Genomic DNA, 16,806 nt, shown 5'->3' on the forward strand with positions numbered 1-16,806 from the left:
ACCGACCAACCCCGATATTTAACGCAAGGGGCTTTTATCGATAACATTTAACCTGAGGACAAAATAATGGGAAACATGACTATTTTTATGGGATTCCTGGCAATGATCAGCTCACTGGGCCTGTTAGCGGCCTATATGAGCACCAAATGGGATGATTGATGAACGCAAAAGATCCGCCTAGATGCATCCTCCCCGTAACCGCTATTTATTATGGGGAGGATTTTTAGCGGCGCGCCGAACGCGCGGCCTGATACGGGAGTTGATAATAATGACGATTCTTATTCTGGGATTGCTCTACGCCATTTTAATGATCTCGGTGGGCGTTAATGAGATTTATTTTTATTCCACCGGAAAATCCAATTTTCTTACTAGCCTCATGCTGACATTTTCTGGCAGTATGCTGCTGATCGCCTTTGTCTGGCAATTATCCTCTAAAGTAAAAAAATAAATCACCGTCCGAATGTGAGCAGCATAATGCAGAATGAAAAACAGGCCGTGGCCAGAAACTCGATGATTGCCAGCGGGTTACTGGCTACGGGCAAGTTCGTCGCCGGTATTTTTACCGGCAGTATTGGCCTGATATCCGAAGGGATCCACTCTTTTACCGATTTTATCGCCACCAGCATCACCTGGCTGGCGGTGCGCATCAGCGATAAGCCCGCCGATGACGATCATCACTTCGGCCACGGTAAGGTGGAAAACCTGGCGGCGCTGTTCGAGGTGCTGCTGTTGCTGGGCGCCGCCGGCTGGATCGTTTATGAGGCCGGCAGCAGCCTGCTCGGGCAACCGCATGAGATCGTCGCCGCGCCGGTGGTGATTGCGGTGCTGCTCATTTCCATCTGCGTCGATTTCTTCCGCGTGCGGGCGCTCAACCGCGTCGCCAAAGCGACCGACAGCGCGGCGCTGGAAGCGGATGCGCTGCATTTCTTCTCCGATATGCTTTCGTCCGGCGTGGTGCTGCTGGGCATGGTGTTTGTGCTGCTGGGCTTTGGCCGCGCGGACGCCATCGCCGCGCTGATCGTCGCCGGCTTTATCTTTGCCGCCGCGATCAAACTGGGCAAACGCTCCTTCGACTCGTTGATGGATGCCGCGCCGGCCGGGGCTACCGAGGCGATCCGCGCCACGCTGGCAAGTTTTCCGGCGGTGCTGGCCTGCGACAGCGTGCGCATTCGCAACGCCGGCGCGGTGCTGTTTGTCGAAATCACGGTGGCGGTGTGCCGCACCTTGCCGCTGGAACGCATTGACGCGCTGAAGCGAGAGATCGTCGAGCGGCTGCGGGAGCTGTACGCCAGCGCGGAATTTACCGTCATCGCGGTGCCGCAAACCCGCAGCGATGAAGACATGGCGACGCGCATTCGGGCGATCGCCGCCAACCACGGCGCGCAGGTGCAGAATGTGACCTTGCAGCAGCTGCCGACGCGCATGGCGATCGGCATGGATTTGGCGGTGCCGGCCAACGCCAGCGTGGCGCAGGCGCATGACATTGCCACGGAGATAGAGGGGATCCTGCGCCAGGCGATCGGTGAAGACACCGAGATAGAGACGCACCTGGAGCCGCAGACGCCGCATTGGCTGACCAGCGAGGATGTCGATGCGACGGAGCTGGCGGATATTCGCCGCATCCTGCAGTCGGCGCTGGAGCAGGGAGAGAGCGTGCAAGACGTACACAACGTCCGCGCGCGCAAGACCGACGGGGGCATCATCGTCAACTTCCACTGCCGGGTGTCGCCGGCGGTCACCATCGCCGCAGCGCACGATGCGGTCGATCGGGTCGAGCGCCGGCTGCGCTCGCTTTATCCTGCCATCACGCGCGCGATAGGGCACGTCGAGCCGATCAAGCCCGGCATTTGAATCAGTTCGACCAACTGCGGGTAGAGCGCCGCGTTGGCCAGCAGCAGCGGGTTGCCGCGCCGCAACCCGTCGTTGTGCATAAAGTCATTCGCCACGCCGCCGGCTTCGCGCGTCAGCACCCAGCCAGGCAGGCTGTCCCAGGCATTCATGTGCGGTTCGTAATAGCCCAGCAGCCGACCGGCGGCCACCTGGGCGGTCATCAACGCGCCGGAGCCGCTGCGCACAAACATCCCTCCCGCCTGCAGCAGGCGACAGAGAAAGCCGCTGAATTCCGCCGCTGAAGCGCGCGGTGAAATCCCGACGCCCATCACGCCATCCGCGACGCTGCGCCCGGCATGCACGCCGATCGGTTCCCCGTTGAGAAAGGCGCCGTGGCCGCGACAGGCGCGGAACATCTCGCGGTGGTTGGGATCGTAGACCACGCCTATCGTCGGCTCGCCGTCGATCACCACGCCTATCGCGATACACCAGGTATGCAATCCGTTCAGGAAGCAGGCGGTGCCGTCAATCGGATCGACGACCCAAACGCAGGCGGCGTTTTCGCCGGTGCTGCCGCTTTCCTCGCCGAGAAACCCGTCCTGAGGAAAGCGGCGGCTGATCATGCGGCGGATCAGCGCTTCGACGCGGCGATCGGCCTCGCTGACCACGTCCTGCAGCCCCTGTTTGAAGTCGACAGCCAGAGTTTGCCGCCGTTGATAAAAGCTGAAAGCGAGATCGGCGGCGGCGCGGGCGATCTCACGCGCAAAGCGGTAGCGCGCCTCGATGTCCCGTGGGGAAAGTGAAGTCATGGCAGGCTCGATAGCAAAGAACGAATCGGGTTACCCTGCCATAAAAGGATGAAGGTAATGTGTCGCTCAGCGCGGCGGGGATGAAAAACGCAGCTGCATTATGGCATCGGGGGCCGATAGCGGTTCGGTCGTGGCCCCGGCCGGTATTACCGCGCACCAAAACGCCAGCCCGCGCGGATTATCCGGGCTGACCAACAGCGACCAGCCGCCGGGATGTTGCGCGAACAAGGCGTGGGCGGCCCGTTGCCCCAGCCCGGTGCGCCGCCACTCGGGCTTGACGTAGAACTCCGCCATTTCGACGGTGGCGCTGTCCAGGCGCCGGACTAACGCGAAACCGGCCGTTTGCCGATCGCTCAAAATCAAATAGGGGTAGCGGCCGACCTCGCGCCAGTAGAGCGGCAGATAGGGGTAATCGCCATCGGCGCCCAGCTCGCGAAGGCAGTCGGACAGCATGACCGCCAGCAGCGGCCGCTGCGCGTGCGTAGCCTGTTCAAGGGAAAATGCCATGTCGCGCTCCGTCAAAAAACAGGCCGCCGGAGGGCGGCCTGTCAGGGTTAGCCCAAATTCAGCCGGGCGGTGATGTCGGCAATCTCGCGGCGCCAGCGCGCCTGAAGCGCCGGTTTCTGGTGCTTCGGCTTGCGCGCCAGGTCATCCTCCAGTTTGCTTTCGAGGGCAAACAGGGCGGTCAACAGCGCTTCTTCGCCTTCCAAGCGCTCATCTGGCATCGGGGCGTCTGCATCGGCCTTGCCCGCTGTCGGCAGTGCCGGCGCTTCGCCCGCCAGGCGCTGATACACCGGCGCCAGATCGTGCCACTCCTCCAGTTTTTGCTGGTCGATCAGCCAAAAGCGGTTGCAGCTCTGTTCGATCAGCATCCGGTCATGGGTGACCAATATGACGGCGCCGGCGAACTGGCGCAGCGTTTCCGCCAGCTCTTCTTTGCCCGCCATGTCCAGGTGGTTGGTGGGCTCGTCCAGCAGCAGCAGCGAATGGTTGGCCAGCGTCAGGCCGACGAACAGCAGCCGCGAACGCTCGCCGCCGCTCAGCGAACGGATCTGCTGATGGTGGCGCAGGTAAGGGAAACCGGCGCCGATCAGCGCCATTTTCCGCTGTTCCTCGGTCAGCGGCGCAAACTGCGCCAGCGCTTCGCTCAACGTGTCTTCATCGCGCAGCTGTTGCAGGCTCTGATCGTAATAGCCGATGCGCACGCGCGGGTGGAAGATCGCCGGGCGTTCCGCGGGGTGCTGATACGCCTGCCACAGCAAGCGCAGCAGCGACGATTTTCCGCAGCCGTTGCGCCCGACGATGGCGATGCGATCGCCGCTTTTGACGCGCAGATGCCCCAGGCTGAACAGCACCGGCGCATCCGGCGCCGGGCGCACGGTCCATTGCGGCAGCGCCAGCAGGCGATCGGCGTCCAGCGCCTCTCCCTGTAATCGCAGCCGCCACGGGCTGCCGGCGGTCAGGGTGGTCTGTTCTTCCTTCAACCGATCGACGCGCTTTTCCATTTGCTTGGCTTTGCGCGCCAGATCTTCGTTGTCGTAGACCTTGCCCCAGGTCGCCAGGCGTTTGGCGCTTTTTTCCACCCGGTCTATCTCTTTTTGCTCGGCCTGGCGCCGATGCTCGTCCGCAGCGTCCTGTTCCGCCAGTGCGGCGCGCGCAGCGGAGCAGGGCAAACGGAAGAACTGCAGCGTTTTGTCGCGCAGGATCCAGGTACAGTTGGTCACCTGATCGAGCAGATAGCGATCGTGCGATACCAGCACGAAGCTGCCGCTCCAGCTGCGCAAGAACTGCTCCAGCCACAGCAGCGTGGGCAGATCCAGGTGGTTGCTGGGTTCGTCGAGCAGCAGCAGATCGGGCTGGCGGATCAGCGCGCGCGCCAGCAGCAGGCGGGTGTGCTGGCCGCCGCTGAGGGTGCCGGCGGTCAACGTCCAGCTCGTCGGTTCAAACCCCAGCTCGGCAAGCAGCGCTTCACAGCGCCAGCGTTCGCTGAGGTGTTGGCCCGCGGGCAATTGCGCCAGTACCGCATCCAGCAGGGTGCTGGCGTGCAGCTCAGGCGGCAGGTGTTGTTCGATGCGCGCCATCAGGCATTGGTGTGACAATGTCACCGTTCCGCTGTGGATGGGCAGGGCACCGCTGAGCAGTTGTAGCAGGGTGCTTTTGCCGCAGCCGTTGTCGCCGATCAAACCGATGCGATCGCCTTTTTTCAGGCTGAAGGAAATCTCGCTCAGCAGGACGCCGAACGCGTTGTCGTAACCGACAGATTGTGCAGACAGTAGTGTGCTCATTGCTTACTCAAGAGTTACAGGCATGACAATGCCTATCGTCAAACATCGCTGACGACAACCCGGTAAGCCGGAGGGAAGATCCTGGATTTTAGTAAGCTTCGCTCAAGCTGGGTTATCGCAGCACGATACCGGTAATGCTTGAGCGGCGACGATTACCAAAGAAGTGTGAGTGAAAAAACAATTCACACGTCAGCATAGTAAGTCTCCTTTTATTGGTTGCAGGTTAATCGGTGGCAGGAGTATAGAGCGCTTTACGCCGCGCCGCCAGTGTAAAAGCGCCTGAATAATCAGCAGGCTAAGTCCGGTGGGCGCGCGTGGCACACAATGGGAATAATTACTGTATTTCGGCCGACATTAAGCAGCTATTATAATTAGCGTTTATGGTTAAGCGACGGTTCATCCGCCGCCTGTTCGTCTGTCTATCAGATAATGATGCTGAGCACTGAATTTATGTTAAAGCCTCGCCCGTTCCTGCTGTTGTTGTTATTGCTGTTGGGTTTGCAGCTGACGCCGCTCGCCGCCGTCGCCGCTACCCAGGATGATCCCGCCGCCGAAAGCGCGCCCGATCCCGCCACGCAGCTGAAAGCCGCGCAAAAGCAGTTGGACAGCATGAAGCAGCTGGTTTCCAAAGCGACCACCGATACCCAGCTCAGCAAACTGCGGCTGGCGACTGACGATCTGGTCGCCGGCATGGAAAAACTTGCCACCGATCTGCAGCCCGAGCAGGACAAACTGAAAGCGCAGCTGGACGTCCTGGGGCCGGCCCCGGCGGCCGGCGCGCTGCCGGAAACCCCGGCGGTGGCCCAGCAGCGCAACGCGCTGAACAACAGCAAAAAGCAGCTGGATGACGCGGTGAAACGCGCGCAGGCCATCAAGAGCAGCGCCTTCGATCTGGGGCAGCAGATTGGCGATCTGCGCCGGGTGGCGTTTAAAACCCAGCTGGCGCTGAATACCGGCAGCATTTTGGGCATCAAATTCTGGGCGCCGGTGCTGCAGCCGTCAGAGGATGACGTACAGCGGCTGGATCAGTTCAACGCCGAGATGAAAGCGGCCTGGGACGCCAGTTGGCAGGACGAATGGCGGTACGGCACGCTGGCGTTGCTGGCGCTGGCGGTGATTGTCTGGTCCTGGGGGCGCTATTTCTCCGAGCGTTTCCTCGCCTGGGTCAGCATCCGTTTTCTGCCGGACGGGCGACTGCGCCGCAGCTTTATGGCGATCGTTACCGTGGCGGTGACGGTGATCACCACCTCCATCGCGCTGAACCTGCTGTATTACGTCTTTGTCCGCGTGCAGCCGCTGCCGGTGACGCTGGAGGATTTCGCGGAAGGTTTCAACCGTCTGGGGATTTTCTGCGCGCTGATCGCCGGGCTGGGGCGTGCGGCGTTGTCTCTGAATCGCCCGTCGTGGCGTCTGGCGTCCATGGATAACGACGTGGCCGCCGGGCTGCGTTACTTCTCGCCGCTGCTGGCCGGCCTGGCGCTGGCGTTCGGCACCGTGGAGCTGATCAACAACGTCGTCAGCGCTTCATTGGCCACCACCATTTTCGGCAACGGCCTGGTGGCGGGGTTGATCGGCATGGTGCTGCTGGCGGCGCCGCTGCGTGGCCAGCGCATTCGTCGCCGTCTGGAACAGCAGGGCGCGCACCTGGAAAAACGCACGCTGATCGGCGGGCTGGTGCACCTCGTCACCCTGGTCTGTTCGATGGTGATTCTGTTTTCCCTGCTCATCGGCTACATCGCCTTCGCCCGCTTCCTGACCTACCAGCTGATCTGGGTGGTGCTGGTGCTGATGGCGTTCTATTTTATGGTGCTGTTCGCCACCGATTTGTGCGCCGCGCTGTTTTCGCCGCAGACCGTCAGCGGCAAGATGCTGAAGAAAACGCTCAGCTTCAAGGATCGCCATCTGGAACAGATGTCGATCATCACCACCGCGCTGGCCAAATGCTCCCTGTTGCTGTTGATGATCGTCGCGCTGTTCAACGGCTCATTCGGCAGCACCACGCCGGGCTCGCTGATGGAGAAAATCGTCTCCATCCTGACCGGTGAAGGGCTGCAGCGTTTCAACATCGTGCCCGGCAACCTGCTCAACGCCGTGATCTGCCTAGCGATCGGCATCTATATTTTGCGTGCGGTGCGGCGCTGGCTGGGTTCTGAACTGCTGCCGAAAACCATCTCGGACGTCGGCATTCGCGCCTCGCTGGTGACGCTGTTCAGCAATATCGGCTATGTGCTGGTGATTCTGATCACCCTGGCGGCGCTGGGCATCCAGTGGAGCAACCTGGCGTGGATCGTCAGCGCCCTGTCGGTTGGTATTGGTTTCGGTTTGCAGGAGATCGTGAAGAACTTTATTTCCGGCCTGATCCTGCTGACCGAACGCCCGGTGAAGGTGGGGGATATGATCGGCATCGGCGGCGTGGAAGGCGACGTGCGGCGCATCAACGTGCGCGCCACCGAAATTCAGCTCAGCGACCGTTCCACCATGATCGTACCGAACTCGCAGCTGATCTCGCAGAACGTGCGCAACGCCACCATGGGCAACGCGCAAGGGGTGGTGACTATCGCGCTGACGTTCCCGACCTCCATCGATCCGGAGCAGGTGCGCAATATCTTGCTCAGCGCCTATAACGAGTACGAAACCATTCTGGAAACGCCGGCGCCTTACGTGCGCTTCAGCCAGCTGGGGCCGGACGGCATTATCCTGAGCGTGACCGGCTACGTGCCGAGCCCGCGCATGGTCGGCGCCACCAAGAGCGAACTGCTGTTCAATATCCTCAAGCTGCTGCGCGCGCAGGAAGTGAGCCTGTCCAGCCCGCAGGAAGTGGTGTTTATGAAGCAGCAGGCGACGCGATATCAGGCCAACGAAGAGGAGCACTCCTCCTAGTCCCCCTAAGGCGGCGGGCCTCTACGCGACGGCCCGCCGAACGCGGCTAGTACATCGACGGCTCCACCGATTGCGAGCAGTCGCTGTTGGCGCTGGATTTGGTGCAGGTATAAGGCTCATTCGGCGATGCCGACGGCGCATTCGACGGGCCGCCGCCGCCGCCGATACACCCGCTCAGCATCAGCATCAAAAACACGAGAATTATTTTCTTCATCTCACCGTCCTCCATTGCGATTCCTCCCTTAAGTATATGTCGGGAAAGCGAACGGCACCGCTCACCGGGGCGATCTATACTCCTTTGATGCCTTGTTGGCGCACAACGTCGGCGAATGAGGAGGAAAAGATGCAAACCGACGACGAGTTGACCCGCTTTGCCGCGCAGGGCGCGCCGCCGTTGCCGCCCACGTCCAGGCAGGGGTTTGTCGAACATGACGGGGCGCGCATCTGGTATGCCGCCTATGGCGTGGCGCCGACGGTGATCCTGCTGCACGGCGGCCTGGGCCACAGCGGCAACTGGGGGTATCAGCTGCCGGCGCTGCTGGCCGCCGGGTATGGCGTGCTGGTCATCGACAGCCGCGGGCACGGGCGCAGCACGCACGACGCCCGGCCTTACCGTTACGATCGCATGGCCGATGATCTGTTGGCGGTGATGGACGCGTTGCGGATCCCACACGTCGCGCTGGCGGGCTGGAGCGACGGCGCCTGCGTCGCGCTTATCGCCGCCCATCGGGCGCCGCAGCGGGTGGACGGCGTCTTTTTCTTCGGCTGCAATATGGATCCCAGCGGCGTTAAACCACCGGCACCCAGTCCCCTCGTCGAACGCTGCTTTGCACGCCATGCGCAGGACTATGCCGCCTTGTCGCCGACGCCGGAGGGGTTCGATGAATTCGTCGCCGCCGTCAGTCTGATGATGAGCAGCCAGCCGAACTACAGCGCGCAGGAATTGGCGGCCATACGCGCGCCGGTGACGGTCGTTCGCAGCGAGCACGATGAGTTTATCCGCGCCGAGCATGCCGCCTACTTGAGCCGCAGCATCCCCGGCGCCCGTCTGGTGACGCTGCCGGGCGTCAGCCACTTCGCGCCGCTGCAGCGGCCGGCGGTGTTCAACCGCGCGCTGTTGGATTTTCTCGCCGATGTGATGCCGCCGCCTGCGCGTTGACGTGCGTTGTTCTATGCTGGAGGCGGGGTATTTTGACATCATCGAAGAGGACATCATGAGCGAAAGCATCGTGGTCAGGCCGCTGGAAGCGCGGGATTACGCCGCCTGGCTGGCGCTGTGGCAAGGGTATAACGCATTTTACGGCCGTGAGGGGGCAACGGCGCTGCCGGACGAGGTGACGCAGACCACCTGGCGGCGTTTTTTCGACGCCTACGAACCGATGTTTGCGCTGGTCGCGGAGCATCAGGGCCAGGTGGTCGGGTTGACGCACTACCTCCTGCACCGCAGCACCACCCAGCTGCAGCCTAACTGTTATCTGCAGGATCTGTTCACTGCGGAGACGGTGCGCGGCAAAGGCGTAGCGAGAGCGCTGATCGCGGCGGTCTACGAGCGTGCGCAGCAGCTGGGGTTGCCGCGGGTTTATTGGAATACCCACGAAACCAACCAGACCGCCATGCGGCTGTATGACAAGGTGGCGGAGCGCCCCGGTTTCGTGATGTACCGCAAGGCGCTTTGACGCCGGGCGAAAAAATCTCCGCACATTGCCCAATCTTATTTTACTTTTTATGAAAAAGACGGCGGTTTTTGCCGGTAACAGACCGGCTGGGGCGCGGAATGCTCAGAGTGGCGTGGCCGCTTCAGCAGTTTCTGCGCCAGATAGGCGAGTGTCGTCAATATATTGATACACAAATATATTTTTCCTTGATGAATAAACAGGTGTCCGGACCGGCAAAACTGGCAATAATAGGCGGGTCGGCCGTTTATCTTCTCCTCATCGTCGACGGTTGTGACACGCAAAGACTGTCACCTTACGCTAGCGGAAGTCTCTGGATCCAAGATGCAAACCACCTCGTTGTCCGATACCCGGAAAATCTGGCCCGCGCTCAGCATTTTTTTGCTGGTGTTCGCGCTGTGTCTGCTGGGCATCGTGAGCCGGCCCGGCAGTTTTCTGGCGATATTCTGGCCGGCTAACGCCGTGCTGCTGGCCGTTTTGGTGCGCCGCCCGCAGTGGGCGACGCGCGCCGGCTGGGGGATGGCTGTGCTGGGCTACCTGGCGGCGGATCTGTTGACCGGCAGTGCGTTGGAGAAAGCGCTGCTGCTGAACGCCGCCAATCTGGCCGGCGTGGTGGTGGGCTATCTGCTGTTCATGCGGCTGTCGCCGCCGGCGCGCATGTTGCAACGCGGCGCGTCCAGCATGTATCTGTTCGGTATCTGCCTGGCCGCCGCCGCCGCTACCGGCTTGGTGGGGGCCGCTGCCTCGCAGTGGTTGTTCGGCAGGCCCTATTTGACCTCCCTGGCGCTGTGGTTCTCATCTGAATTCACCAACTACGTCACGCTGATGCCGTTCATTCTGGTGTTTCCCGCCGATTGGCGACATCGCCTGCGCGCGGCCTGCGCCATGTTGATACAGCGCAGCCAATGGCCGCAGGCGGGGGGGAAACTGGCGGTGTTGGCGCTGCTGGCGCTGGCGGCGGTCTGCAGCGTGCTGATCGGCGGCCCCGGCGCGGTGATCTTCCCGATGCCGGTGCTGCTGTGGCTGGCGATGTCCTTTTCGTTGTTCAGCACCATGATCGCGGTGCTGGTTTACGTGCTGTGGTGCCATCTGGCGATCGATTTCGGGTTGCTTAGCACCACGCTCGACATGAAGGTGCTGCAGAACGCGGTATCCATGCGCCTGGGCATCGCGCTGCTGGCGTTGGGGCCGATCGCCGTCGCCAGCATGAACTATGCGCGCAACGCGTTGTTACGCACGCTGGAGCACGTGGCGAATCACGATGCGTTGACCCACGTGCTGACGCGCAATGCGTTTATGCAGCGCGGCGAGCGGGTGATCGATCAGAAAGGCGAGCTGGTGTGCGTCATGATGCTCGACATCGACTATTTCAAATCGATCAATGACCGTTTCGGCCACGCCGGTGGCGATCAGGCGCTGATGGCGTTTACCCGTGCGATCGCCGCCGATCTGAACGTCAACGATCTGTTCGGCCGCATGGGCGGCGAAGAGTTCGCCATCGTCTCGACGCTCGGCCAGCCGCAGCAGGGGTTGCAGCTGGCCGAACGGCTGCGGCAACGCATTGAGGCGGAATCGATCACCATGCCGGCCGGCCATCCGCTGCAGATCACCGTCAGCATCGGCATGGTGACCTGCCCGGGCGGTTCCGGCCATAGCCTGGCCGACCTGCTCAAACTGGCGGATCTGGCGGTATACAAAGCGAAAAATGCCGGCCGTAATCGGGTCGCCACGCCGGAATCTTACCCGCCGAACGATCCTGGCCGCTGAACTTCCGATCCGGGCCGCGCGCCCGCCGTCTAAACTGGTAGGGGGCACGGGCAACGTCGCCCGTGCTGAACCGACTGTCCTTAATCAGACAAGAGGATACCAGGATGAAATACGTAGACGGGTTTGTGGTGGCGGTGCCGGCCGCCAACAAGGAGGCTTATCACCGGCTGGCGGCCGCTGCGGCGCCGCTGTTCAAAGAGTTTGGCGCCACGCGCATCGTGGAGTGTTGGGGCGATGACGTGCCCGACGGCAAACTCACCGACTTTCGCGGCGCGGTAAAGGCGCAGGAGGGCGAAGTGGTGGTGTTCAGCTGGATAGAGTACCCCTCCAAGGCGGTGCGCGACGCCGCCAACCAGAAAATGATGAACGATCCGCGCATGAAGGCGCTGGGCGAGATGCCATTTGACGGCAAACGCATGATCTTTGGCGGGTTCGCGCCGATCCTCGATGCCTGAAGGAGGCGCCGATGGCCAGAATTACGCAACATCTGTGGTTTGAAAAAGACATGGAGGCGGCGCTGAATTGCTACGTCGCGCTGATCCCCGGTTCGTCCGTGAACTGGTTTTCCGATCTGCCGGCGGATACGCCGAGCGGCCCGGCCGGCAGCGTGAAGCTGGCCTCCTTCACCCTGGGCGACCAGCGCTATGCGGCGATCGAGGCCGGGCCGTTGGATCCGTTCAATCACAGCTTTTCCGTGATGGTGGAATGCGACGATCAGGCGGAGGTTGACCGGCTGTGGGATGCGTTGAGCGAGGACGGCGAGGCTGAGCAGTGCGGCTGGCTGCGCGATCGCTGGGGGCTGTGCTGGCAGATCGTGCCGCGGCGCCTGACCGAGTTGATGAACGACCCCGACGCCGCGCGCGTGCGGCGGGTCACGGAAGCGATGCTGCTGATGGGCAAAATCGACATCGCCGGCCTGGAAGCGGCAGCGCGGGACTAGCGGAAAGAGAACGTGGGAGAGAAAGGATGCATCGAGAGCGGCACAGTATTGAACGCATCGGCTGGCTGCGGGCGGCGGTGCTCGGCGCCAACGACGGCATCGTCTCAACGGTCAGCCTGCTGCTGGGCGTAGCGGCGGCCAGCGCCTCGCATTCCGCACTGATGATCGCCGGCGTCGCCGGGTGGGTGGCGGGCGCGATGTCGATGGCCACCGGCGAGTACGTGTCGGTGTCGTCGCAGGCGGACACCGAGAAGGCCGCGCTGGCCGAGGAACAGGCGGAGCTGCTCGAAGACTATCCGGGGGAGTTCCGCGAACTGACGTCTATCTACGTGCATCGCGGGCTGGACCCGGCGCTGGCCCGGCAGGTGGCGGAAAAGCTGATGGCGCATGATGCGCTGGAGGCCCACGCGCGCGACGAACTGGGCATTTCCGCCGCCACGCGTGCCCGGCCGCTGCAAGCCGCGTTGGCATCGGCCCTCAGTTTCTCTCTCGGCGCGCTGTTGCCGCTGCTGGTGGCGCTGTGGGTGCCGGTTGCCTGGACGCGGCCGGCGCTGGTGGCATCGGCGCTGATTTCCCTTGGCATTCTCGGCGGTATCGCCGCGAAAACCGGCGGTGCGCCGATCTTGCCGGGCGTGGCGCGTATCCTGATCTGGAGCGCCCTGGCGATGGCGGTTTCCTCCGGCGTCGGCATGCTGTTTGGCGTCGCGGCCGGCTAGCGCCGCGCTTGCATCAATCTGTTGCACCTCAAGTTCAGTATTTATCATTTGTCAGCCGCCGGCGTTCGCGGCATGGTGACGGCAACGCCAAATCAGTCAGGGACATTTATGCAAAAATCACAGATTCAACCGTGGGTTGCGCAGCATCCGCTGTTGCAACGACTGGTCGCCCTCGAGCCTATCACCTGGTTCAATCCGCGTGCGACAACGCTGGCCGCAGGCTTGCCCCATGTCGGCCTGACCGCCGCCGACGTCGCCGCAGCGGAGCAGCGCCTGGCGCGCTTCGCGCCTTATCTCGCCGCGGCCTTTCCCGAAACCCAGCCCACTGGGGGGATCATCGAATCCGAGCTGGTGGCGATCCCCGCCATGCAGCAGGCGTTGGATCGGCGCTATGGGCTGCGGCTTGGCGGGAAGCTGCTGCTGAAAAAGGACAGCCATCTGCCGATCTCCGGCTCAATCAAGGCGCGCGGCGGCATCTACGAGGTGCTGACGCACGCGGAGACGCTGGCGCTGGAGGCGGGGCTGCTGCAGACCGGCGACGACTACGCCCGGCTGTTTTCCGACGAGTTTCGTCAGTTCTTCAGCCAGTACCGCATCGCCGTCGGATCGACCGGCAATCTGGGATTATCCATCGGCATCATCAGCGCCCGGCTGGGGTTTGACGTCAGCGTGCACATGTCGGCGGATGCGCGGGCGTGGAAGAAGCAAAAGCTGCGCGATAACGGCGTCACGGTGGTGGAGTACGCCGAAGATTACGGCGTGGCGGTCGAGCAGGGGCGCAAGCAGGCGGCGAACGATCCGCGTTGTTTCTTTATCGACGATGAAAACTCGCAAACTCTGTTCCTCGGCTACGCGGTGGCCGGCGGCCGCCTGAAGCGGCAGTTCGCCGAACAGGGCATCGTGGTGGACGCGCAGCACCCGCTGTTCGTGTATCTGCCGTGCGGCGTCGGCGGCGGGCCGGGCGGCGTGGCGTTTGGCCTCAAGCTGGCGTTCGGCGATCACGTTCACTGTTTTTTCGCCGAACCGACCCATTCGCCCTGCATGCTGCTCGGCGTCTACAGCGGGCTGCATGACGGCATTGCGGTGCAAGATCTCGGCATCGACAACCGCACCGCGGCGGACGGGCTGGCGGTGGGGCGCGCCTCCGGTTTTGTCGGCAGGGCGATGGAGCGCCTGCTGAGCGCGTTTTACACCCTGAGCGACGAAGAGATGTTTGCGCTGCTCGGGCTGTTGGACAAGCACGAGCATCTTCAGCTGGAGCCGTCCGCGCTGGCCGGCATGGCCGGGCCGTGGCGCGTTGCAGCCCATGCGAAGGCGCTCAGCGAGCAAGGCATCAGCGCCGAGAGTCTGGCGCAGGCGACGCACCTGGTATGGGCGACCGGTGGCGGCATGGTGCCGCCGGCGGAAATGGCGAAGTATCTCGCCGCCGGGCAGGCGGCGGAATAAGGCGCAGTAAAAAGGGGCGAAAATCGCCCCTGATTGCCTGCCGTGCGGTTACAGCTGTTCGCCGTTGCTGGCGATCACCCGGCGGTACCAGTCGAAGCTCTTCTTGCGCGAACGCTCGAGCGTGCCGGTGCCGTCGTCATGCTTGTCGACGTAGATGAAGCCGTAGCGTTTGCTGTACTCGCCGGTGGTGAACGACACGCAGTCGATGCAGCCCCACGGCGTATAGCCGATCAGGTCTACGCCGTCTTCAATCACCGCTTTCTTCATCTCTTCGATATGGGCGCGCAGATAGTCGATGCGATAGTCATCGTTGATCCGGCCGTCCGCTTCCACCTTGTCGAAGGCACCGAAGCCGTTCTCCACGATAAACAGCGGCTTCTGGTAGCGTTCATACAGCACGTTCAGCGAATAGCGCAGCCCGACCGGATCGATCTGCCAGCCCCAGTCGGAGGCTTTGACGTGCGGGTTGGGCACGTTGCCCGGGAAGCCGAACATGCCGTCGCTGCCGTCCACCGCGTTAGCCTGTAGGGCGTTGCTCATGTAATAGCTGAAGCCGATGTAGTCGGTGCAGCCCTCGCGCAGGATCTGTGCGTCCTGCGGCTGCATCTCGATTTTCAGCCCTTTGCGTTCCCAGTCGCGCAGCAGGTAGCTTGGGTAGTAGCCGCGCATCTGCACGTCGGTATACAGATAGCGTTGGTGCATCGCCTCGACGGCGTACATCACGTCGTCCGGCTTGCAGGAATACGGGTAGAACGGCACGCAGGCCAGCATGCAGCCGATCTTGAATTCCGGGTTGATCTGATGGCCGAGTTTGACCACCTGCGCGCTGGCGACGAACTGGTGGTGCAGCACCTGATACAGCGCCTGTTCCGGGTTGTCTTCCTGGGTGTAGTCCACGCCGGAACAGCAGTAGCCGAACAGCGGGTAGCGGTAGTTGCTCTGGTTGTTGATCTCGTTGAAAGTCATCCAGTACTTCACTTTTTCGCGGTAGCGACGCATCACCACCTCGCTAAAGCGCACGAAGAACTCCACAACCCGGCGATTTTTCCAGCCGCCGTAGGCCTTCACCAGATGGTAAGGCATTTCGAAGTGGGACAGGGTGATCACCGGCTGGATGCCGTATTTCAGCAGTTCGTCGAAGAGGTCGTCGTAAAACTGCAGGCCGGCCTCGTTTGGCGTCGCTTCGTCGCCGTTCGGGAAGATGCGCGTCCAGGCGATCGAGGTGCGGAAGCATTTGAAGCCCATCTCGGCGAACAGCGCCACGTCCTGCTTATAGCGGCCGTAGAAATCTACCGCTTCGTGGTTGGGGTAGCGATAGCCGTCAAGCACGCCGTCGGTCATCACGCGATCCACGCCGTGCGAGCCGCCGGACAGCACGTCGGCAATGCTTGGCCCTTTGCCGCCCCGATTCCAACCGCCTTCAACCTGGTGCGCGGCGACCGCGCCCCCCCACAGAAAATCCTTCGGCAACTGTTTCATCGTCAATGTCTCATCGGTTTATTTAATGAAGGGTAATAACGCTGCGTTGAGAATAGAGTAGCAAGACCGAAAGAAATGTCACGATATAACAAATCACCGTGGAAAGTGATTTGTCACAATAAAAAAACAGCCTGTTTTATTTTGCCGAATTAATATGCCCGAGCCGTTTACCGATGGTTTCAATAATGTAAAGTACGGGGATCTGCGTGGTGATATTGTGATGCCCACCGATCAAATGCTGCGGAACGTGGTAGGAGAGGTTGAAGTCCGCCAGCCGCGCCAGCGAAGACGTTTCGTTGTTGGTAATGCTGATGATCTTGCAGTGGTGCAGGCTGAACTGGCTGGCCAGCCGCAGGATCTCTTCGGTTTCGCCGGTGACCGACAGCATGATCGCCACCGCATTTTTATACATGTCGCTGTTGACGGGATAATAAGGATCGTCGATATGGGTGCTGAATTTCCCGACATTGGAAAAGAAACGGGCGCCATATTTCCCCAGCGCGCCTGAGGTGCTGATACCGACGAAAATAATCCGCTCGGCGGCGGCGATATGGTGCACCGCCTGATCGATCAGCTGATTAAACTCTTCGTTGCTGACGCTTTTAAAAAAGCTGAGGATTTCGCCGATGCCGGAATCGGCCGGCGGCGCATCGGTTTGTTCCAGGTACAGCTTGAAACGGATGCGAAATTCCGAATAGCCGTCACAGCCCATTTTCTTGCAAAACCGCAGCACGGTGGTGGTGGACACGCCGGCGGCCTCGGCCAGCTCGCGGATGGTCATGTACATCACTTGATTCTTGTGTTTGCTGACGTAGGTATAAACCATCAGCTCCAGGGCGTTGAGCTCGGCGATTGCTTTATGGGTAAACATGAGTCGGTCCGGCGGCTGAAAACGGGAAGCTTATCTGCGGGTTAACATAGCAAAATTCACCGCCGCTGGCACTGCCGGGCAAAAAGAAAAGCCGCACCAGTCAGGCGCGG

General features: G+C 61.7%; 17 protein-coding genes. 11 read left to right on the forward strand and 6 right to left on the reverse strand.

Features of this window, described 5'->3' with window-relative positions:
• Positions 1-75 precede the first annotated feature (75 nt).
• The 3 genes from mgtS (at position 76) to ACUXAC_RS06875 (ending at position 1,851) form a co-directional block, all read left to right on the forward strand.
• Positions 76-159, forward strand: coding sequence for a protein MgtS (gene mgtS, locus ACUXAC_RS06865; protein WP_369803928.1), 84 nt, complete (start codon positions 76-78; stop codon positions 157-159).
• A gap of 109 nt (positions 160-268) precedes the next feature.
• Positions 269-448, forward strand: coding sequence for a hypothetical protein (locus tag ACUXAC_RS06870; RefSeq protein WP_004938106.1), 180 nt, complete (start codon positions 269-271; stop codon positions 446-448).
• Between the two features lie 26 nt (positions 449-474).
• Complete coding sequence (locus tag ACUXAC_RS06875; protein ID WP_197783150.1) at positions 475-1,851, forward strand: cation diffusion facilitator family transporter; 1,377 nt, start codon at positions 475-477, stop codon at positions 1,849-1,851.
• Here the strand turns inward: ACUXAC_RS06875 and ACUXAC_RS06880 are convergent.
• The 3 genes from ACUXAC_RS06880 to ACUXAC_RS06890 all read right to left on the reverse strand — a co-directional run bounded on the left by ACUXAC_RS06880 (position 1,794) and on the right by ACUXAC_RS06890 (position 4,924).
• The gene (locus ACUXAC_RS06880; protein WP_060418778.1) at positions 1,794-2,639 is read right to left on the reverse strand and encodes an inositol monophosphatase family protein; all 846 of its coding nucleotides are present in this window, start codon (positions 2,637-2,639) and stop codon (positions 1,794-1,796) included. The two genes, ACUXAC_RS06875 and ACUXAC_RS06880, sit on opposite strands and share 58 nt — an antisense overlap.
• 66 nt (positions 2,640-2,705) lie before the next feature.
• On the reverse strand, positions 2,706-3,146 hold the full coding sequence (locus ACUXAC_RS06885; RefSeq protein ID WP_421115020.1) for a GNAT family N-acetyltransferase: 441 nt from the start codon (positions 3,144-3,146) through the stop codon (positions 2,706-2,708).
• 47 nt (positions 3,147-3,193) lie between these two features.
• A complete protein-coding gene (locus ACUXAC_RS06890; RefSeq protein WP_421115021.1) occupies positions 3,194-4,924 on the reverse strand; it encodes an ABC-F family ATP-binding cassette domain-containing protein in 1,731 nt (576 codons plus the stop codon).
• Positions 4,925-5,374: 450 nt separating this feature from the next.
• Between ACUXAC_RS06890 and ACUXAC_RS06895 the strand changes: the two genes are divergently transcribed.
• Positions 5,375-7,804 carry a DUF3772 domain-containing protein gene (locus ACUXAC_RS06895; protein ID WP_060440688.1) on the forward strand — a complete coding sequence of 810 codons (2,430 nt, stop codon included), beginning with the start codon at positions 5,375-5,377 and terminating at the stop codon, positions 7,802-7,804.
• A 46-nt stretch (positions 7,805-7,850) separates the two neighbouring features.
• Here the strand turns inward: ACUXAC_RS06895 and ACUXAC_RS06900 are convergent, their stop codons facing one another.
• Entirely contained in the window at positions 7,851-8,018 is a 168-nt protein-coding gene (locus ACUXAC_RS06900; protein ID WP_164550866.1) for a hypothetical protein, read from the reverse strand.
• A gap of 129 nt (positions 8,019-8,147) precedes the next feature.
• On the opposite strand from ACUXAC_RS06900, the gene ACUXAC_RS06905 reads away from it, so the two are divergent.
• From ACUXAC_RS06905 to ACUXAC_RS06935, 7 genes are all read left to right on the forward strand, one after another.
• Complete coding sequence (locus ACUXAC_RS06905) at positions 8,148-8,963, forward strand: alpha/beta fold hydrolase (protein ID WP_454266570.1); 816 nt, start codon at positions 8,148-8,150, stop codon at positions 8,961-8,963.
• Positions 8,964-9,018: 55 nt separating this feature from the next.
• Complete coding sequence (locus ACUXAC_RS06910) at positions 9,019-9,480, forward strand: GNAT family N-acetyltransferase (RefSeq protein WP_060419689.1); 462 nt, start codon at positions 9,019-9,021, stop codon at positions 9,478-9,480.
• Positions 9,481-9,801: 321 nt separating this feature from the next.
• Positions 9,802-11,244 (forward strand): GGDEF domain-containing protein, encoded by a 1,443-nt coding sequence (locus ACUXAC_RS06915; RefSeq protein ID WP_342121353.1) that lies wholly within the window; start codon positions 9,802-9,804, stop codon positions 11,242-11,244.
• A gap of 104 nt (positions 11,245-11,348) precedes the next feature.
• Positions 11,349-11,699, forward strand: coding sequence for a DUF1428 domain-containing protein (locus tag ACUXAC_RS06920; RefSeq protein WP_038871540.1), 351 nt, complete (start codon positions 11,349-11,351; stop codon positions 11,697-11,699).
• An 11-nt stretch (positions 11,700-11,710) separates the two neighbouring features.
• Positions 11,711-12,184 carry a VOC family protein gene (locus ACUXAC_RS06925; protein WP_454266571.1) on the forward strand — a complete coding sequence of 158 codons (474 nt, stop codon included), beginning with the start codon at positions 11,711-11,713 and terminating at the stop codon, positions 12,182-12,184.
• Between the two features lie 26 nt (positions 12,185-12,210).
• Positions 12,211-12,900, forward strand: a complete 690-nt coding sequence (locus tag ACUXAC_RS06930; RefSeq protein ID WP_387441173.1) for a VIT1/CCC1 transporter family protein — start codon at positions 12,211-12,213, stop codon at positions 12,898-12,900.
• A gap of 108 nt (positions 12,901-13,008) precedes the next feature.
• A complete protein-coding gene (locus ACUXAC_RS06935) occupies positions 13,009-14,346 on the forward strand; it encodes a D-serine ammonia-lyase (RefSeq protein WP_387441172.1) in 1,338 nt (445 codons plus the stop codon).
• A 48-nt stretch (positions 14,347-14,394) separates the two neighbouring features.
• Here the strand turns inward: ACUXAC_RS06935 and ACUXAC_RS06940 are convergent, their stop codons facing one another.
• On the reverse strand, positions 14,395-15,831 hold the full coding sequence (locus tag ACUXAC_RS06940) for a 6-phospho-beta-glucosidase (RefSeq protein ID WP_342121350.1): 1,437 nt from the start codon (positions 15,829-15,831) through the stop codon (positions 14,395-14,397).
• A 130-nt stretch (positions 15,832-15,961) separates the two neighbouring features.
• Complete coding sequence (locus ACUXAC_RS06945; protein WP_047730675.1) at positions 15,962-16,696, reverse strand: MurR/RpiR family transcriptional regulator; 735 nt, start codon at positions 16,694-16,696, stop codon at positions 15,962-15,964.
• Between the last annotated feature and the right edge of the window lie 110 nt (positions 16,697-16,806).

It is taken from the genome of Serratia sp. 121840015-1 (assembly GCF_053627655.1).